The sequence below is a fragment of the Undibacterium parvum genome (assembly GCF_003955735.1).
Lineage (GTDB): Bacteria > Pseudomonadota > Gammaproteobacteria > Burkholderiales > Burkholderiaceae_D > Undibacterium > Undibacterium parvum.
Map to the genome: position 1 here is coordinate 2,028,676 of NZ_CP034464.1, position 15,950 is coordinate 2,044,625.

Annotated in this window: 16 protein-coding genes; 5 read left to right on the forward strand and 11 right to left on the reverse strand. The window is 51.7% G+C overall.

Features of this window, described 5'->3' with window-relative positions:
• Position 1: 1 nt before the first annotated feature.
• The 4 genes from EJN92_RS08835 to EJN92_RS08850 all read right to left on the reverse strand — a co-directional run bounded on the left by EJN92_RS08835 (position 2) and on the right by EJN92_RS08850 (position 4,166).
• A complete protein-coding gene (locus tag EJN92_RS08835; RefSeq protein ID WP_126127475.1) occupies positions 2-559 on the reverse strand; it encodes a GNAT family N-acetyltransferase in 558 nt (185 codons plus the stop codon).
• 166 nt (positions 560-725) lie between these two features.
• On the reverse strand, positions 726-1,676 hold the full coding sequence (locus EJN92_RS08840) for an IS30 family transposase (RefSeq protein ID WP_126127476.1): 951 nt from the start codon (positions 1,674-1,676) through the stop codon (positions 726-728).
• Between the two features lie 206 nt (positions 1,677-1,882).
• Positions 1,883-3,319, reverse strand: coding sequence for a M20/M25/M40 family metallo-hydrolase (locus EJN92_RS08845; RefSeq protein ID WP_126127477.1), 1,437 nt, complete (start codon positions 3,317-3,319; stop codon positions 1,883-1,885).
• 91 nt (positions 3,320-3,410) lie between these two features.
• The gene (locus EJN92_RS08850) at positions 3,411-4,166 is read right to left on the reverse strand and encodes an SDR family oxidoreductase (RefSeq protein ID WP_126127478.1); all 756 of its coding nucleotides are present in this window, start codon (positions 4,164-4,166) and stop codon (positions 3,411-3,413) included.
• A gap of 128 nt (positions 4,167-4,294) precedes the next feature.
• Between EJN92_RS08850 and EJN92_RS08855 the strand changes: the two genes are divergently transcribed.
• The 5 genes from EJN92_RS08855 to EJN92_RS08875 all read left to right on the forward strand — a co-directional run bounded on the left by EJN92_RS08855 (position 4,295) and on the right by EJN92_RS08875 (position 8,126).
• The gene (locus tag EJN92_RS08855) at positions 4,295-5,173 is read left to right on the forward strand and encodes a LysR family transcriptional regulator (RefSeq protein WP_126127479.1); all 879 of its coding nucleotides are present in this window, start codon (positions 4,295-4,297) and stop codon (positions 5,171-5,173) included.
• Positions 5,174-5,324: 151 nt separating this feature from the next.
• Positions 5,325-5,999, forward strand: coding sequence for a cupin domain-containing protein (locus tag EJN92_RS08860; RefSeq protein WP_126127480.1), 675 nt, complete (start codon positions 5,325-5,327; stop codon positions 5,997-5,999).
• Positions 6,000-6,001: 2 nt separating this feature from the next.
• Entirely contained in the window at positions 6,002-6,589 is a 588-nt protein-coding gene (locus EJN92_RS08865) for a TetR/AcrR family transcriptional regulator (RefSeq protein ID WP_126127481.1), read from the forward strand.
• Between the two features lie 115 nt (positions 6,590-6,704).
• The gene (locus EJN92_RS08870) at positions 6,705-7,472 is read left to right on the forward strand and encodes an SDR family NAD(P)-dependent oxidoreductase (protein ID WP_126127482.1); all 768 of its coding nucleotides are present in this window, start codon (positions 6,705-6,707) and stop codon (positions 7,470-7,472) included.
• A gap of 111 nt (positions 7,473-7,583) precedes the next feature.
• Positions 7,584-8,126, forward strand: coding sequence for a hypothetical protein (locus EJN92_RS08875; RefSeq protein ID WP_126127483.1), 543 nt, complete (start codon positions 7,584-7,586; stop codon positions 8,124-8,126).
• 163 nt (positions 8,127-8,289) lie between these two features.
• On the opposite strand, the gene EJN92_RS08880 is transcribed toward EJN92_RS08875, so the two are convergent.
• From EJN92_RS08880 to EJN92_RS08910, 7 genes are all read right to left on the reverse strand, one after another.
• Positions 8,290-9,168: a hypothetical protein gene (locus EJN92_RS08880; protein ID WP_126127484.1), complete on the reverse strand. Its 879-nt coding sequence runs from the start codon at positions 9,166-9,168 to the stop codon at positions 8,290-8,292.
• A 123-nt stretch (positions 9,169-9,291) separates the two neighbouring features.
• Positions 9,292-9,654, reverse strand: coding sequence for a 5-carboxymethyl-2-hydroxymuconate Delta-isomerase (locus EJN92_RS08885; RefSeq protein ID WP_126127485.1), 363 nt, complete (start codon positions 9,652-9,654; stop codon positions 9,292-9,294).
• Between the two features lie 135 nt (positions 9,655-9,789).
• Positions 9,790-10,239, reverse strand: coding sequence for a hypothetical protein (locus EJN92_RS08890; RefSeq protein ID WP_126127486.1), 450 nt, complete (start codon positions 10,237-10,239; stop codon positions 9,790-9,792).
• Between the two features lie 421 nt (positions 10,240-10,660).
• The gene (locus tag EJN92_RS08895) at positions 10,661-12,712 is read right to left on the reverse strand and encodes a primosomal protein N' (protein ID WP_126127487.1); all 2,052 of its coding nucleotides are present in this window, start codon (positions 12,710-12,712) and stop codon (positions 10,661-10,663) included.
• Between the two features lie 448 nt (positions 12,713-13,160).
• Positions 13,161-14,252: a uroporphyrinogen decarboxylase gene (gene hemE, locus EJN92_RS08900; protein WP_126127488.1), complete on the reverse strand. Its 1,092-nt coding sequence runs from the start codon at positions 14,250-14,252 to the stop codon at positions 13,161-13,163.
• A gap of 401 nt (positions 14,253-14,653) precedes the next feature.
• Positions 14,654-15,481 carry a PPK2 family polyphosphate kinase gene (locus EJN92_RS08905; RefSeq protein ID WP_407701553.1) on the reverse strand — a complete coding sequence of 276 codons (828 nt, stop codon included), beginning with the start codon at positions 15,479-15,481 and terminating at the stop codon, positions 14,654-14,656.
• A gap of 20 nt (positions 15,482-15,501) precedes the next feature.
• The gene (locus tag EJN92_RS08910; RefSeq protein WP_126127490.1) at positions 15,502-15,939 is read right to left on the reverse strand and encodes a CoA-binding protein; all 438 of its coding nucleotides are present in this window, start codon (positions 15,937-15,939) and stop codon (positions 15,502-15,504) included.
• Between the last annotated feature and the right edge of the window lie 11 nt (positions 15,940-15,950).

A 15,950-nucleotide genomic window follows, 5' to 3' on the forward strand; every position in this document is an offset into this window, starting at 1 on the left:
TTTAAGTTCTCGCCTGCCATTCGCTGGCCAGCAAACCATACATGGCTGAATCGGATTTGACGCCACCGACGATCCAGCGTTCGCGCAATAAACCTTCCAGCGTAAAACCCATGCGTGTCAGCACTTTGGCCGAAGCCAGATTGGCCGGATCAATATCGGCCTCGATACGATTGAGTGCTAACTCCTTAAAGCCATACCCCAGCAAAACCTGCATGGCTTCCTGCATATAGCCCTGGCCCCAGGCCTCAAACGCCAGACCATAGCCCACTTCGCCGCGCCGGCATTGCTGATCCAGATGAAACAGATCGCAAGTACCCAGCAAGTGCTCATCCTCACAGCGAAACAGCCCAAAACCGATACTGCCGCCCGTCTCCATGCCGAGCCGGTTGCGACTGATTTTTTCTTCAGCGCTGGCGATACTAGTCCATGGCGGCGAACTCCAAAACTCCATAATGCGCGGATCGGAATAAATCGCAAACAAGGCACTGGCATCGGCCTCAAGTAAAGGACGCAAAATCAGGCGGCTAGTGCGAAGGCGGATCTGGTCGAAGGCGGGCATAAGGATAATTTACTTGGGACAGAGAGCAGGCAGTGTAGCATCCACCCGAGTCCGATTTTCGATTTATCCAAAAACGATGCGCCGCTTGCGCATAGTCCATGCGGCTTTCCAGCCACCCTGCCCGCTCACGCATAACCCATGCGGCTGTCCAGCATGCCATGCGAATTCAAGTTCGAAATGCGACGGAATTAGGTGTTAAATTAAATAGTACTTCATGTGGCGTTTTGTAGCCTAAAGTTTTTCTGGGGCGATGATTCAGGCGGTCTTCAATGTGTTGAATGCGCGCCCTGGAAAGTGTCTTCAGACGCATTCTTTTTGGTATGTATTGACGGATCAAACCATTGGTATTTTCATTGCGGGAGCGCTGCCGAGGGCGACCAGGATCGGCAAAGAAGACCGGTAAGCCCATGTCTTTGAAGTGCGCAAATTCACAGCCATTATCTAAGGTCAGTGAAAGGCCGGGTAATCCATTGAGTTCCTTACCAACCGCAGCGGCAACAGTGATGGCCGTCTTTTGCAAGACGGGAGAGATTTTGGTGTACAAGCTTTTGCGTTCGACCAAAGTGAGTAGGCAGTGATGATGTGACTGTCCGCGGATGGTGTCGCCTTCCCAGTGACCAGCAATCTCTCTTGTCAACGCGCCTTTGGGACGCTGTCGAATACTCTTGCGACCGGCCGGATAGCTAGATTTGGCGGGCTTCCAGACGTTGGCAAGCTGATAGCGACGTAATTTTTTATTCAATGCACTCTTGGTACGCCGTATCCAGTTGTAGATCGTTTGGTGACTGATAGACCAATTCTCTTCACTGCCCGCAATGCGCAAACGTGCGCTGATTTCGTCTGGAGACCATTCTTGATTTAATAAATGTCGCACCAGCGGCCAGATTTCTTTCGGTTTGGTTGGATGATTGGCCGCGCTTTTGGCAATGCGTTTAAGCGCTCTTTCATTGGACGCGAGGGCGTTGTATTTTTGATTTACTTTGCCTCGCTTGATCTCACGATAAATGGTCGAACGATCTACCCCAACTGCTATAGCAATCTCACTTACGCTGGTTTTTGATCCCAACAGACGTTCAATCTGGGAACGCTGTTTAGCTTTGAGATGAGTAAATTCCATTGCGATTTCCCTCGGTTAAGAACAACACAAAGGTACTCCTGTAACGAGAAAAACCTTTGTATTTTTATCCTTTTACCGTCGCAATTCGAACTTTAATTCGCAAGATAGGCTGGAAACCCGCATGGGCTATGCGCAAGCGCCATGCCGTCTTTGTCGTCGCTCGCCCTGAGTCGCAACAGTGAGCGATAGATTTTCTGGTTTTTAATTTACTTGCCTAAGCTTAGCGCTCTGCCTATAGGCGTATCGATATTTGCCAGGAACCAGGCGGTAGTGGTCAATAGCGCGACCTGGCGGCGTAGGTTTTCCGGATCGACTTTATCGAGTGTGTCGGCGCTGGTGTGGTGGTAGTGAAAATAATCATGGGTATCGACCAGCGGCTCAAAGCTTGGCACCCCGGCTTCTTCCAGGCCGCTCAGGTCGCCGGTATCTAAGGCATCGGCGCGCTTGAAAACGCCGGCACCGATAGGCTGCAAGGCTGCCATCAACGGTGCAAACAAAGCTTCGGACTTAGCCGGGACGCTCGCCAGTAAGCCGAACGGGCGGCCAGCGCCGGAGTCGCTTTCTATCGCCGCGATGTGTTTATCGAGCTTGGGCGGCTGATTTTTTTGGTAGGCCAGCGCGCCGCGGCCGCCGTTCTCTTCATTCATCCAGGCGATCATGCGTATGGTACGGCGTGGTTTTAGTGCTAGCCGTTTCAAGGTCTCGATCACGCCCATGGCACCGGCGACTCCGGCACCATCGTCTATCGCCCCGGTGCCCAGATCCCAGGAATCAAGATGGCCGGAGACAATCACGATTTCATCGGCTTTGTCGCTACCCGGCCAGTCGGCTATCACGTTAAAACTATCGGCATCGGCCAGGATTTGCGGCGTCAGAGTGAGGTGCATAGACACCGCCCCGCGTGCCGCCAGCCGGCTGATGAGCATGGCGTCTTCGGCAGTCACTGCCGCTGCGGGAATACGATTGGTCGGATCCAGACTGGTGGCGCCGGTGTGCGCCAGACGGAAATTAGCGCCACCGACAGCACGCACCAGCGCCGCCACCGCACCCAGTTTGGCCGCTGCTTTGGGGCCTTTGCTGCGGTATTGCGCGCCCTCGCCATATGCCGGGCCGGCCAGACCGCGATCAGCCATAGCTTGGTTAAACGGCACATCAAACAGCACAATACGTCCCTTGACCTCAGCAGCGCGCGCTTGTAGTTCTTCAAAATTATGTACCACGATAATTTCTGCGGTAAGCCCGGTGTCGGCGGTCGCGCCAGATCCGCCTAGCGCGGTCAATATCACCCTTTGCGACAAGCCGGCAGGCCGGCCTGCATATTCAATCAACTCCGCAGTTTCTGCGCCACGTACCCAGTGCGGCACTTTGACCGGTTCTAAGCTGACGCGCGCGCCGAGCTGACGCATGGCCTCGGCCACTTGCGTGACTGCCGCCGCGGCACCGGGCGAGCCGCTTAAACGTGGGCCGATCAGGTCTGTCATATCGGCCAGCCTTTGGTAGGCATAATCGCTGTCCATGGCGGCAGTGCGGATTTTCTGCAAGTGCGCGGCATCATTGCCGGAGGTGGCTGCCAGCGCATTGACGCTTAGGCTGGCGCTCAACAACAAAGAAATACTGCATAAGGCTTGAAGCTTGAAACGCATGTCTATCCCCGGGCTTGAAAGAGCAAGCGGCAGACCCGCTTGCGGAGCCAAGAACATAACGCATCTAGTTACTATTTGCTAGAGCTGAGGCTTATATTTGCGTATATCCGCCATCGACACAGAGCTCGACGCCGTTGACAAAACTAGCCGCGTCTGAGGATAAAAAGAGTACGGCAGCGGCGATTTCTTTGACATCCGCCAAGCGCCCGGCGGGCACCGCGTCTTTCAAATAGTGGGCGAGTTCAGCGATCTGCGGCGCCGTCATTTTCAGACCTGTTTCTAAAATTGGCGTCAAAGTGACACCCGGGCTGACCGTATTGACGCGGATTTTTTGCGCCTTTAAGTCGTTACACCAGGTACGTGCAAAAGAGCGCACCGCCGCTTTCGAGGCGCTGTACAGACTGAGGTTTTGCATGCCCTTATTTGCCGCCACCGATGCATTTAATACGATGCTGCTACCCGGATTCATGAGCGGCAATACACTTTGTACGGTGAAGAAGACGCCTTTCACATTGGTATCAAAAGTCGCGTCAAAAGCGGCCTCAGTGGTGCTACCGACGAGGTTGTTTTCTGCGATACCGGCATTGGCAAACAGCACGTCCAGAGTGTCTCCGTTGTGGCGGATTTTGCCGGCCATTTGTTCCAGTTGCGCCAGATTGCCAACGTCGGCCACCAGAGCGACCGCGCGCTCACCTAATTGCGCTTGCGCTAACTCGAGTTTTTGCGCATTACGGCCTATGATGTACACGCGTTTCGCACCTTGTTCCAGATAGGCTTGTGCTGCGGCAAAGCCTATACCGGAAGACGCGCCGGTGACCAAAATGGTTTTGTTATTAAAATCTGACATGCCTGACTCCAAAGATATTTGAAAATTTCAGTCGCCGCCAAGCGGCGATACAGATGAACAGTGTAGAAGCTAAGCTTTTAGCGAACAATCCGTATAATGCTCAGTAGATTAATGAATATGGCTCAACAATGAACTCTGACCTCAATGCGCTTTCCGCCTTTGCCCGTGTCGCCTATTGGCGCAGTTTCCGGCGTGCCGCGCAGGAGCTGCAAGTGTCGCCTTCGGCCTTAAGTCACACCGTCAGTAAACTGGAGCAAACTTTGGGCTTGCGTCTGCTCAATCGCAGCACGCGCAGCGTGAGTCTGAGTGATGCCGGTGCGCGTTTGTTTGCACAGCTTAATCCCGCCCTGGATCAAATTAGCCAGGCGCTGGATGTCTTGAACGAAGTACGCTTGCGTCCCATGGGTAAGCTCAAACTGAATGTGCCGCGGGTGGCGGCGCAATTGGTGCTGGCACCTAAATTAGGACAATTTTTAGCTGCATTTCCTGATGTGCAATTGGATCTAGTGACTAACGACGCTCTGGTCGATATCGTCGAGCAAGGCTGCGATGCCGGCATACGTTTTGGCGAAAGCCTGCAGCAAGATATGATCGCCGTAGCTATAGGCCAGCCTTTGCAATTTTCTGTGTGTGCTTCGCCCGAATATCTGCGGTTGCACGGCATCCCGAAAAAACCCAAAGACTTACTCAAGCATGCATGTCTGCAGTATCGCTTTCCTAGTGATTTACATTACGTATGGCAGTTTTTAGCGAATGGAAAAGCGCTGGATGTCGCCACCAATGGCGCGTTTGCCTCGGACGATTTTACGACCATTATCCAGGCGGCAGTAGATGGCGCAGGGATCTGCTACACCTATCAGGCGCACGTCGCAGCCCTGATAAAACAGGGCAAGCTGCAAGCTATTTTGCAAGAAGCGATACCGCCTGCTGAGCGTATGTATCTGTATTACCCCAGCCGCAGCAACCTATCGCTAAGTCTGCGTGCCTTCATTGATTTTTATAAATAGGTTGAGCATTAAAGCGTGTTCGACATTATCCGGATCCTAAGCTAGGTACAAAATCTGCCTATTTATTTTGCACATGCCGCTTGACAAAGGTAATTTGCCAGCCTAAGATACCTACCAACTAGTCGGCACATAAACGATAAGAAGGTAAGTCATGAAACTCAATACAGATTTTTCACAGCGTGTGGTGCTACAGACTGGCGATTTGCCTTGGGTAGATGCGCCGGTCGCGGGCATACAACGTCAGTTGCTGGAAAGAGATGGCGCCGAAGTGGCACGTGCCACGTCGGTGGTGCGTTATGCGCCGGGCTCGCAGTTTCCGAATCATGTGCATGAACTGGGCGAAGAGATTTTTGTTCTGGATGGGGTTTTCAGCGATGAGTCTGGCAGTTTTGGCGCAGGAACTTATCTCAAAAATCCACCCGGTTCGTCGCACGCACCTGGCTCTGCGAGCGGCTGCACCCTGTTGGTAAAATTGCGCCATCTTGACCCAGATGACCAGCAGGCTGTGATGATTGATACTCGCAACGCCGCGTGGTTTCCCGGCATGGTGCCGGGCTTATCGGTGATGCCCTTGTCTGAATTCGGCGGCCAACATACGGCCTTGGTGCGCTGGGCACCGGGTACCCAATTTAATCCGCATAGACACTATGGTGGCGAGGAAATCTACGTGCTGGAAGGGGTGTTTGAAGACGAGTTCGGCCGCTATCCGGCGGGTACCTGGATGCGCAGTCCGCATTTGAGCGCGCATTGTCCGTTTAGCAGCGAAGGCTGTACTATTCTGGTCAAAACTGGTCACTTGCCATTATCCAATCTCAAACAGGCATAAGCATGAAGCATTTTTCCGAAATTTCTAGCAGTGCCGAACGCGTGGTGGACGCCGCCGAAGGCTTGATACAGCAGCACGGCTACAACGGTTTTTCCTATGATGACGTGGCGCAACTGGTGGGGATTAAAAAGCCTAGCATTCATCATCACTTCCCCAAAAAAGAAGAGTTGGTGGCGGTGGTGGCGCAGCGTTACACCCATCGCTTCCGTAGCGAATTATTGAATATCGAAGGCCAGCATGCCAAGGCTCCGGATCGGCTGAGCGCCTACGCGGCACTGTTCCAGCATACCTTCGCTCTCGACCGTCGCTTGTGCGTATGCGGCATGCTGGGCGCCGAAACCGATTCACTGCCGGAACTGGTCGCCAGCGAAGTGGCGCACTTCTTTAAAGTCAATCTGGATTGGCTGTGCCTGGTGATAGGCGAGGGACAAAGCGCCGGGCTGATCAATGCACGCATCAGTGCAGCGGCGCTGGCCGAACAGTTTTTGTGCGCGATGGAGGGTGCCATGATGGTCGGCCGCGGTATGCGATCAGCACGCGGACCGGCAGCCGTTGGGCAAACTTTTATCGCGACGGTGACTATCGCTTGATGCCGCTAGTTTAATCTTGAGTTTCCCAAAGTGCTGGCATAGAACCGGCACTTTTTTTCAGTAGTAAACCTACCGACTAGTCGGTATTTAATTTAATCATTTTTGGAGAAATAATATGTCTGCAGAATCTATCGCCTTAATCATTGGTGGCTCATCCGGTATGGGTAAAGAGAGCGCCAAACGCCTGCTGCAAGCAGGTGTCGTGGTTAAAATTTTATCGCATGATGAGCAAAATCTGGCTGCCGCAAAACTCGATCTGGAGAGCATGACTGGTGGCCAGGTAGAAACAGTGAAGGTGGATTTATACGATACCCGGCAAGTGCAGGCTTTCATTGCGCAGATCGCACAAGAGCAAAGACATATTCGTTATCTGGTCAACGCCGCTGGATTTTTCAAGCCAGTCAGCTTTCTAGAGCACAGTACGCAAGATTATGATTTGCAGATGGATCTGAACAAGGCATTTTTCTTCATCACCCAGGCGGTGGCGCAAAATATGAAACAGCATCAGGGTGGTGCGATTGTGAATATCGGCTCAATGTGGGCGCACCAGGCCGTTAAGGCTACCCCTTCATCAGCCTATTCCATGCAAAAAGCCGCGCTGCATGCACTGACCAAAAATCTTGCGATGGAATTGGGCGAATACGGCATCCGCGCCAATGCGGTGGCTCCGGCGGTGGTATTGTCCAGCATCTATAAATCTTTTATCGCTGAAGATCAGATCAAAGAATCCTTGCAAGGGTTTAATAGCTTCCATCCTATCGGTCGCATCGGTGCGCCGGAAGATATCGCCGATGCGATAGAGTTCCTGCTCTCGGACAAGGCAAGTTGGATCACCGGTACCGTGCTTGATGTGGATGGCGGCGTCATGGCAGGGCGCAATTAATCCTTGTCGAACAGAACGAACGGGACCAACAGAGTGAGCGTAAATCCAATGCTGGCCTAGCCTCACTCGGTATCTATTGGTATCTATCCGCAGCAGTATAGAAAGCGCTCCATGCACAATTCAGATTTTCAAATTGAACTAGTCACGCACTTTAATCAGATCCGTCACCAGTTGACTGACCCCGGCCAGATCACGGTCCTGCACTTGGCGGCTGAACTGGTTGGCATTGCCAGCGGGTCGGGTATGGGCCCGCCTGAGACGCAGATTCTGGCCTTAGGTGCGCAACGCAGCGCGCGCGAATATTTTAGGTTAACACCACCCGGTAGGCAGGAGTTTGAGTTAGCGATAGAGCGCGTTGAGGATGAAATTATTCGTGCCAGTAAGCTGTTGCCGCTGCACGCTAAACTTTATTCCAGCGACCAGCTGGTGCGCCAGATCGCTTTGCTCGCAGGCGTCCCCGACAGCGCGTTCATGTTGCTTGACCTTGAGACGATGGAGCGCTGCTTTAGCCGCCTGGCGGCCGTGATACAAGGTCAGCCCGCCACGCATGAGGGCATACCGCTCGACAATAACTTCGCTGCCACTTTACTGATACTGCGCGAGTTCATGCATCACTTAAGTTTTTCCAGTATCTGCATACTGCGCGGGGTTTAGCTAAGTCTTAATAAATCGCGGCACAAACTATAAGCTCAAGCAGGCCCCAACTCGCATATTCCATGCGCCTTTGCGCACATCTGCCCTGAGAGCCGCATCCTGCTTAGCTATTGGCGGGGGTGCTTGAAAAAACTAAGCAAACCAAGCAAATTTATCGGCCAGCTTATTTTCTGGCATCGTACTGCAGCAGATGGCTGGCGCTACGTTGTGCGCTGATGCTGCTGTTCTTGGACAGCGCGCTGGCGCTCTGGCCGCTTTGACTCAGGGTCCAGATCAGCTCCAGATCACAACTACGCACTAGGGATAAATTCGGGTTGGCTGAATTGAGCGCCCTGCTGGCGTCGTTCAGAGCTTGATCCAACTCCAGGGTGTCGATACGATAGACGGCACCGCCAGCAGCGCTGGGCTCATACACGGATTTAAGCGCCGTTGTGGCTTCAAACACGCTAGTGTCAGCACGCTGACAGAGCATCTTAGTACTGGCCGAGATCGCGGCATCACTCGCTACATCGAGTTGCACATACAAGCTGCCAGCCGAACGCCCGAGCGCAATCTGCTCGCTCGGTGAGACGATGGCAAATTGCTTGGGCATGCTCACGCTACTGACAAAGGCCTCGCTGCCACGATTAAAACTCACGCTAACACTCGCTTGTGGGCTGGCATCAGCTAGATTTGCCACATATTTGGTGCCACTGCCATCGATATCGTTCAAGCTGCTGCTCTGACTGCCGATGCTGGCGCTCAGCTTGTCCTTGCCATTGAGGGAAACCAGCGTTGCCGAATTTGTGCTGAGGCTGAAACTAGCTTCTACTTTGACGCTACCAGCGTTTTGGCTAATCAGATAGTTGGCCCGAATTTCATCGGGACGCAAGGAGCTGGAATCCTTGCAGTCTTTGCCGCCACAGCTAGTCACTTCGCCCAAGCGCTTGATGAGATCGTCGGCGCCACCACCGCAACTGCTCAGCATGAAGCTGCTGGCCAAAGCCACCATCAGTAAGCGATATGGCCGCGGAGAAAAACTGTTGCTTGGGTGTGATGTCATATTGAATCTAAAAATTGGAATTTGAACTAGGGCAAAACTGCGCAGGGATGTAAATACTGATATATTTTACAACGATAGCCTTTGCGGACCGGCAAATTGTTAGCGATTTAGGCGCCTTAGAAACTAGTTACTGATGGTAACTTTGCTGTAACTTGCGCGCTCTATCTCGATGATCTCTACGCACAGTTGAACCTGGATGGCGGGCGGCCAAACGCAAGTTTGCTGCAGCGCCTGTAACAGTTGCTCAGAAAGCTGATGCTTGATGGCAGCACTGCGGCCACTGAGCAAGGCAAGCTTGAGGTGCACGAAGGCGTGGCCCTGAGTCTGGGTGCCGATCAGATAACTGGAAAAGGCGATGGCACGGCTTTTGATGTCTAATTCTTCAAACTCGCCAGAGGCCAGCAAGACGCGATTGAGTGTCAGTAATGCGGCGGCGGCATCAAAGCCGCTGAGTTGATCGCTGTACTCTAAACTCAGGTGGGGCATGGTAAATCCTTATGCTAGCGCGATGGCGCTATGGCGTCGACATAGCAAAAGCCACATTATAGCGACTAAGTAGCGCAGCACCTGAGTAGCAAGCCGACAGCGGGCTGACACGCAATGCGCCAGCCCGCCTTAAAATTACAGCGAGACGTGCATATCGTAACGCGCACCGCCAGAGAACAGACAGCTACCGGTGCCCAAAGAAGTACTGCTCATGGTGTAATCGCATTTTACAAAACCGCCGCGATTACCACTGGCATTAGCACGCCCCTTCGATGAGCCCGGCTCGCGGGTAGCCTCGCCAGAAAAGCTTTCACTGCCGACAGTAAAACTAAATTCACCATGACCACGCTCGGGATTGCTGATGGTGCCGGTAACCCTACCCAAGGCGGCCGCAGCCTCGTTGACCGGATACAGGCGCGCCGTGTAGACCGGGCGCGGCAGCGGCGGCAGTATGGCAACGGCCGAGGCATTTGCGGAGTTCAGACTATTATTGCTATTAGAATACGATTGCATAGGCACCACGTAGCAACCGGACAATCCTGCACACAGGGCGCTCAGTGTCAGGCCAGCTTTGAGTTTCAACATTGCGTTTATTCCTATTAAGAGTGTGTCTGAAAGCACGCAGCACCTGCGAAGCTTGCCCTGCGTCCATTGCCATTTAGGCAGCGCCAGTGTAGAGGGCAAGTATCAAATTTCGCTAGCGACAAATATCAAGTATTAGTAATCGATACTTAATGTAGCCTTAATCTAGTCTTAAGCTGAAGACAGAAGGTCTAGCGCAGACCGGGTATTTGCTGAGTCACCCAAAGTTTGGCGCTAGCATAGTCTTCAAAGAATTCAAACGGGCATAGGTCGTGATACATATGGCGGAACGAGCGAAACCGCCGCTAAGCCGCGCCGGGCTTGCTTGTTACGCAGGCATAGCCCAACAATGAGCATCTATGCGGTGTACCAGCCATGCACCGCCAACAGCCGCATGGAATATGCGCAAGCGGGCTGCCTTATTTTAAATATCCACGGGGTCTATTTCTACGCCCCATTTCAGGCGGCTTTTCAAACCCCGTAAAGTCGCTATCCACTCCTTCAAAAACGCCTGCAAGGCTGGGCGTGAGACTGACTCTACCAATAATTGCGCCCTATCCACATTTGCCACCCGCGTCATACTCATAGGTATAGGCTCATGGATGGTGATGCCGACATGAGCACAACAATTGGCGGCCTGATGTAGGAAGTCCAGAGCGCTTTGCAGCTCCTTGGCTTCGGCCCGCAATAGCGCCTGATACATAAACGGCGGCATGCAGGCCTGCTGACGCTCGTCCAGCAAATCATTGGCAAAGCGATCGTAATCGTGCGCCATCAGGGCGTGGTACAGAGGATGGTCGGGATAACGGGTCTGTATCAACACTTCGCTGATATTCCCGCCCTGCTTTTGCGCGGCGCGCCCGGCACGGCCTGCCACCTGCATCAATTGCGCGAACAATCGCTCGCTGGCGCGGTAATCTTGTGAGAACAGGGCGCTGTCGGGATTGAGCGCGCCGACCAGGGTCAAGTTTTTAAAATCATGCCCTTTGGCAACCATTTGAGTGCCGATCAAAATATCCACCTCGCCCCTGTGCACGGTATCGAAGGCGGCGGCAGCGCTGCCTTTTAAGCGGGTGGAATCGGCATCGATACGAAAAACCCTGGCCTCAGGAAAAATTAATTTCAGGCCCTCTTCCAATCTTTGAGTGCCACGCCCCAGAGGTTGCAGATCAATATTGCCGCAAGTGGGGCAATGACGCGGTATCCTTTGCTCGTAACCGCAATGGTGGCAGCGCAACTTATTTTCCAACTTATGCATCACCAGATGCGCGGTGCAGCGCGTGCAATCACTGATCCAGCCACAGGCATCGCAGGCGATCACGGGCGAGTATCCACGCCGATTCAGAAACAGGAGTGACTGCTCACCCTTCTCAAGACGACGGTGTATCGCGTTGATGAGCGGCGTGGTCAAACCATCTTTGGGTTTTTCATGCTCTTGATTGATGACGCGCACCACGGGTAAAACTGCATCCTTGACGGCCCGTTCACGTAATTCCAGCTTACGGTAACGCCCCACTTTGGCATGCTGCCAGCTTTCCAGCGAAGGAGTGGCCGAGCCCAGCACGACCGGTATCGCCAATTGATGAGCACGCCAGACAGCCAGATCACGCGCCGAATAGCGCAGTCCTTCTTGTTGCTTATAAGAAGGATCGTGCTCTTCATCGATCACGATCATTTTTAAATGGGGTAGCGAGGCAAGTATCGCTAGGCGGGTGCCGAGTATGATGCGGGCCTGCCCCAGATGCGCGGCCAGCCAATGCTGCAGCCGCTCACCTTCTGCCATGCCGCTGTGCAAAGTGGCAATCTGTATGCCAGAAAACCGCTTGCGGATATTGTTTTCCAACTGCGGGGTGAGATTGATTTCTGGTACCAAAATAAGTACTTGAGCCTGCGCCGCCTGCGCCAAAATCTTCGCCGCGGCCTGCAAGTAGACTTCGGTCTTGCCGCTGCCGGTCACTCCGTACAAAAGACTAGGTGCAAAACCTGGCGCGCCCGCAATGGCATCGACCGCCGCTTGTTGCGCCGGATTGAGCGGCGGTTCTGGATTTGGATTGGCATCGAGGGCCGGTACCAGCTTGGCAAGTTTTTTAAGATTGCGCTCCAGCGTGCCCGCTTTGCCTACCCGCAAATTGCGTGGCAGAGCAGGCAAGGCGACTTCACCCAAGGGCCGTTGATAGTAATCCGCAGCGAAACGGCACAGCGCTATCCATTCTTCGCTCAAGCCTGGCAATTGGCTGCGCAATTCCAGTGCATCTTTCAGTTTGGCCTCAGGCACGTCGGTGTGATCACTGATCGCGACGATCAAACCCATTAATTGCTGACTGCCAAACGGCAATAGCACCAATTGCCCAATTTGCGGTAAAGCTGGGACGACTTGTTCGCCCTCTGCATTCGTAATTGCGCTAGTCGGCCAGCGGTAGTCAAAAAAGCGATCTAACGGTGTGTCAAGTGCGACTTTGAGTATGCAATGTTCCACGAACTTAATGTAGACCTTGAAGAAGTGAGCTAACTATCGGTTTTATAAGGGTTTTTTGACATATCCACATATTCTGTGGATAACTTTGTGGAGAACTATCTATTGCCCCCCCTTTATGCTAGGTTTTATGCGGGTCTCAACAGAATGCTCAATCTAAAAGCAAAAAATATTTCGTTTAAAAACAATGACTTGCAAAAAAACAAAAATACTGAAAATAAATTTTCTGGTGGATTTTTGTTTCCCCAAATTTGTGCATAAGTAACAGAATGAAGGCCAAAATGCAGCAAATTTGATATGGCTAATTCATTCACTTTCCCAGCCATTTTGCCTTGAGATCCGCATGGCTGCTACGTTGTGCAGAGCAACATGACGAATCTACTGGGCTGGGCGGCGATATGCCTTCGTTAAATCTTAAGCATGCCAATTATTTACTATTTTGTAGTGCACATTACGCCGCATTCTGGCGCATTTTACGACTCACTTCGTGCACGGTATCAACCATCACACTGACCGCATCGGGTGAAGTGAATTGAGAAATTCCATGACCTAAATTAAACACATGGCCGTGCCCTGCGCTCGGTGTTCCATAGGATTGCAAAGCGGCAGTAACTTGTTCACGGATCTGGGCCGGATCGGCAAATAAGACGGCAGGATCAAGATTGCCTTGTAAAGCGACCTTATCGCCGACTCTGGCGCGTGCTTGCGCAAGGTTAACTGTCCAATCCAAACCCAGCGCGTCGGCACCGATATCGGCGATCTGCTCTAACCACAGGCCTCCACCTTTGGTGAAGACGATCACGGGGATACGCTGACCGTCTTTCTCGCGCTGCAATTTATTCACCACGTCTTGCATATAGCGCAGCGAGAAGCGCTGATAAGCACCATCTGCCAAGGCCCCACCCCAACTATCAAAAATCATCACGGCTTGGGCTCCGGCATCGATCTGCGAGTTCAAATAGGCGGCAACCGCATCGGCATTGGTGCGCAGGATGTGTTCCATCAAATCAGGACGCTTGTACATCATGGTTTTTACCGCATGAAACTCACGTGAGCCCTGACCCTCTACCATGTAACAAGCCAGGGTCCATGGGCTGCCAGCAAAACCGATCAGCGGTACACGGCCATTGAGCGTAGTGCGGATTTGTGTGACGGCATCGAACACATATTGCAAACTGCCCTCTTCCGGCACTTTAAGTGCCAAAACCTCAGCTTCAGTCTTCAAGGGACGTTCAAATTTCGGTCCTTCACCTTCTTCAAAATACAGGCCCAAACCCATGGCGTCCGGCACGGTCAGAATATCCGAAAACAAGATCGCGGCATCGAGCGCGAAGCGGTCCAAAGGTTGTATCGTCACCTCGGTCGCAAAATCCGGATTTTTCGCCAAGCTCATGAAAGAACCCGCACCTTTACGCGTCGCTTTATATTCCGGTAAATAACGACCTGCCTGGCGCATCAGCCACAAAGGGGTGTAATCGGTTTCCTGACGTAATAAGGCGCGCAGGAAAGTGTCATTTTTGAGCGGAGCAAAGCGGGTGGACATAAGTGACTTTCAAAAACACGGTGATTTTGGTGATATACAAGGGCAAGGCGCTATTATCGCCTAAGCAGCCTAAGCAGGTATCTGATCTGGCTCAATTTGGCGTATCTAAGCTAAAAATTAACCATAAGAAACTGTGGATAACTTTGTGGATATAATTCCAGTAATTTATTTCTAACAGGAATATTTTCCCATTAAATTTGAAATTAATTCATAAGTCTTTGATTTTATTTAATTTAATTTCTATATGCATGAAACTTAGGTAACTGCAGTACAGCTGCGTTTTTTGTGCATAAGTAAGTTTTTTGATTTGACATTTGCACTCAATTTGCTTCAAAAATGAGTAGCGGCTAAATACGCCAAACTTTAACTGAAGTTAGCGATAAATCGCACAAGCGAGTACTTTAAAGCACCTTAATCTTGCTAAGTTCTGGATTAGCAGGTGGATAAGCTAATTTCATACTTTCTAATTTCTCGGCAACTATATGGGCGATGGCTAAATTTCTTTGGGTCTTAGAGTTGGCCGGGATAATGTACCAAGGCGCATGTTGACTATCAGTTGCCATCATAACCTCGGAGTAAGCAGTCTGAAATTCATCCCAATGCTGGCGGTCAATCAGATCACTAGGATCGAATTTCCAATTTTTATCCGGATCGGACAAGCGCTCCTCCAACCTTTGTTTTTGTTCGTCCTTAGAAATATGCAGAAAAAATTTCAAAATTACGGTGCCAGTCTCGCTCAAGATACGTTCAAAATCACGTATATGCGCAAGGCGGCGCTCGCACTCAGCTTGATCTATCCAGCCACGCACCTGAGTAATCAAAACGTCTTCATAATGGCTGCGATTAAAGATCACCAGCTCACCTTTGGCCGGAACTTTTTGATGAACTCGCCATAGATAATCGTGCGCCAACTCAAGAGTATTCGGCGCGGCAAATGCGACCGTATGCGCCCCCAGAGGATTAATCTGTCCAAACACGCCACGTATGGTGCCGTCTTTACCCGAGGTATCCATGCCCTGCAGGATGATCAGCAATTTATGTTGCTTTTGACCATACAATATGTTTTGGTAATCCGAAATTTTTTCGGCTAAAGCCAGGGTGCTGAGCTTATCGGCGGCTTTGGCTTCTGCCTTATTTTCATTTTGCGAGATGAAAACACGCAGGCTGGCATCGCTATCCTTCAATTGCAAATGAGCTGGTGCACGAAATTTTTCGGCGATGTGGTTGATCACGGGGAAATCCTCACTTATCAAATATGGCGAGTATGCGCAGCCAAGCACATTGCATGCTCAATTTTCAGGCACTTATCCATCACCACGTTCATGCCTTCATGTTCGGCACGGATAGCACATGCTTCATTGTGGATATCTAGTTGCATCCACAAGCAAGCCGCGTTAACCACGATGGCTTGCTCAAGAATCTCGGGAATATCCTCCGATTTACGAAAACACACCACAATGTCGATTGCCAAACCACTCGCTTTGGTAGCCTCAGGCAAACTGGCGTAGCAGTATTCATTGAGAATACGATTGCCAACTTGATTGGGGTTAATTGGCAGGATACGATAGCCATTTTGTTGCAGATAACTAGCCACTTCATAACTAGCACGATGCGGTTTTGCTGATAAACCAAAGACTGCGATGGTTTTTGCATTTTTCAGCAATTTTGGTATATCGACATGCTTCATGACCGCCCCTT

Coding starts and splice junctions, on each gene's coding strand:
- EJN92_RS08835 (WP_126127475.1), bottom strand. CDS start 559: ATGCCCGCCTTCGACCAGATCCGCCTTCGCACTAGCCGCCTGATTTTG.
- EJN92_RS08840 (WP_126127476.1), bottom strand. CDS start 1,676: ATGGAATTTACTCATCTCAAAGCTAAACAGCGTTCCCAGATTGAACGT.
- EJN92_RS08845 (WP_126127477.1), bottom strand. CDS start 3,319: ATGCGTTTCAAGCTTCAAGCCTTATGCAGTATTTCTTTGTTGTTGAGC.
- EJN92_RS08850 (WP_126127478.1), bottom strand. CDS start 4,166: ATGTCAGATTTTAATAACAAAACCATTTTGGTCACCGGCGCGTCTTCC.
- EJN92_RS08855 (WP_126127479.1), top strand. CDS start 4,295: ATGAACTCTGACCTCAATGCGCTTTCCGCCTTTGCCCGTGTCGCCTAT.
- EJN92_RS08860 (WP_126127480.1), top strand. CDS start 5,325: ATGAAACTCAATACAGATTTTTCACAGCGTGTGGTGCTACAGACTGGC.
- EJN92_RS08865 (WP_126127481.1), top strand. CDS start 6,002: ATGAAGCATTTTTCCGAAATTTCTAGCAGTGCCGAACGCGTGGTGGAC.
- EJN92_RS08870 (WP_126127482.1), top strand. CDS start 6,705: ATGTCTGCAGAATCTATCGCCTTAATCATTGGTGGCTCATCCGGTATG.
- EJN92_RS08875 (WP_126127483.1), top strand. CDS start 7,584: ATGCACAATTCAGATTTTCAAATTGAACTAGTCACGCACTTTAATCAG.
- EJN92_RS08880 (WP_126127484.1), bottom strand. CDS start 9,168: ATGACATCACACCCAAGCAACAGTTTTTCTCCGCGGCCATATCGCTTA.
- EJN92_RS08885 (WP_126127485.1), bottom strand. CDS start 9,654: ATGCCCCACCTGAGTTTAGAGTACAGCGATCAACTCAGCGGCTTTGAT.
- EJN92_RS08890 (WP_126127486.1), bottom strand. CDS start 10,239: ATGTTGAAACTCAAAGCTGGCCTGACACTGAGCGCCCTGTGTGCAGGA.
- hemE (WP_126127488.1), bottom strand. CDS start 14,252: ATGTCCACCCGCTTTGCTCCGCTCAAAAATGACACTTTCCTGCGCGCC.
- EJN92_RS08910 (WP_126127490.1), bottom strand. CDS start 15,939: ATGAAGCATGTCGATATACCAAAATTGCTGAAAAATGCAAAAACCATC.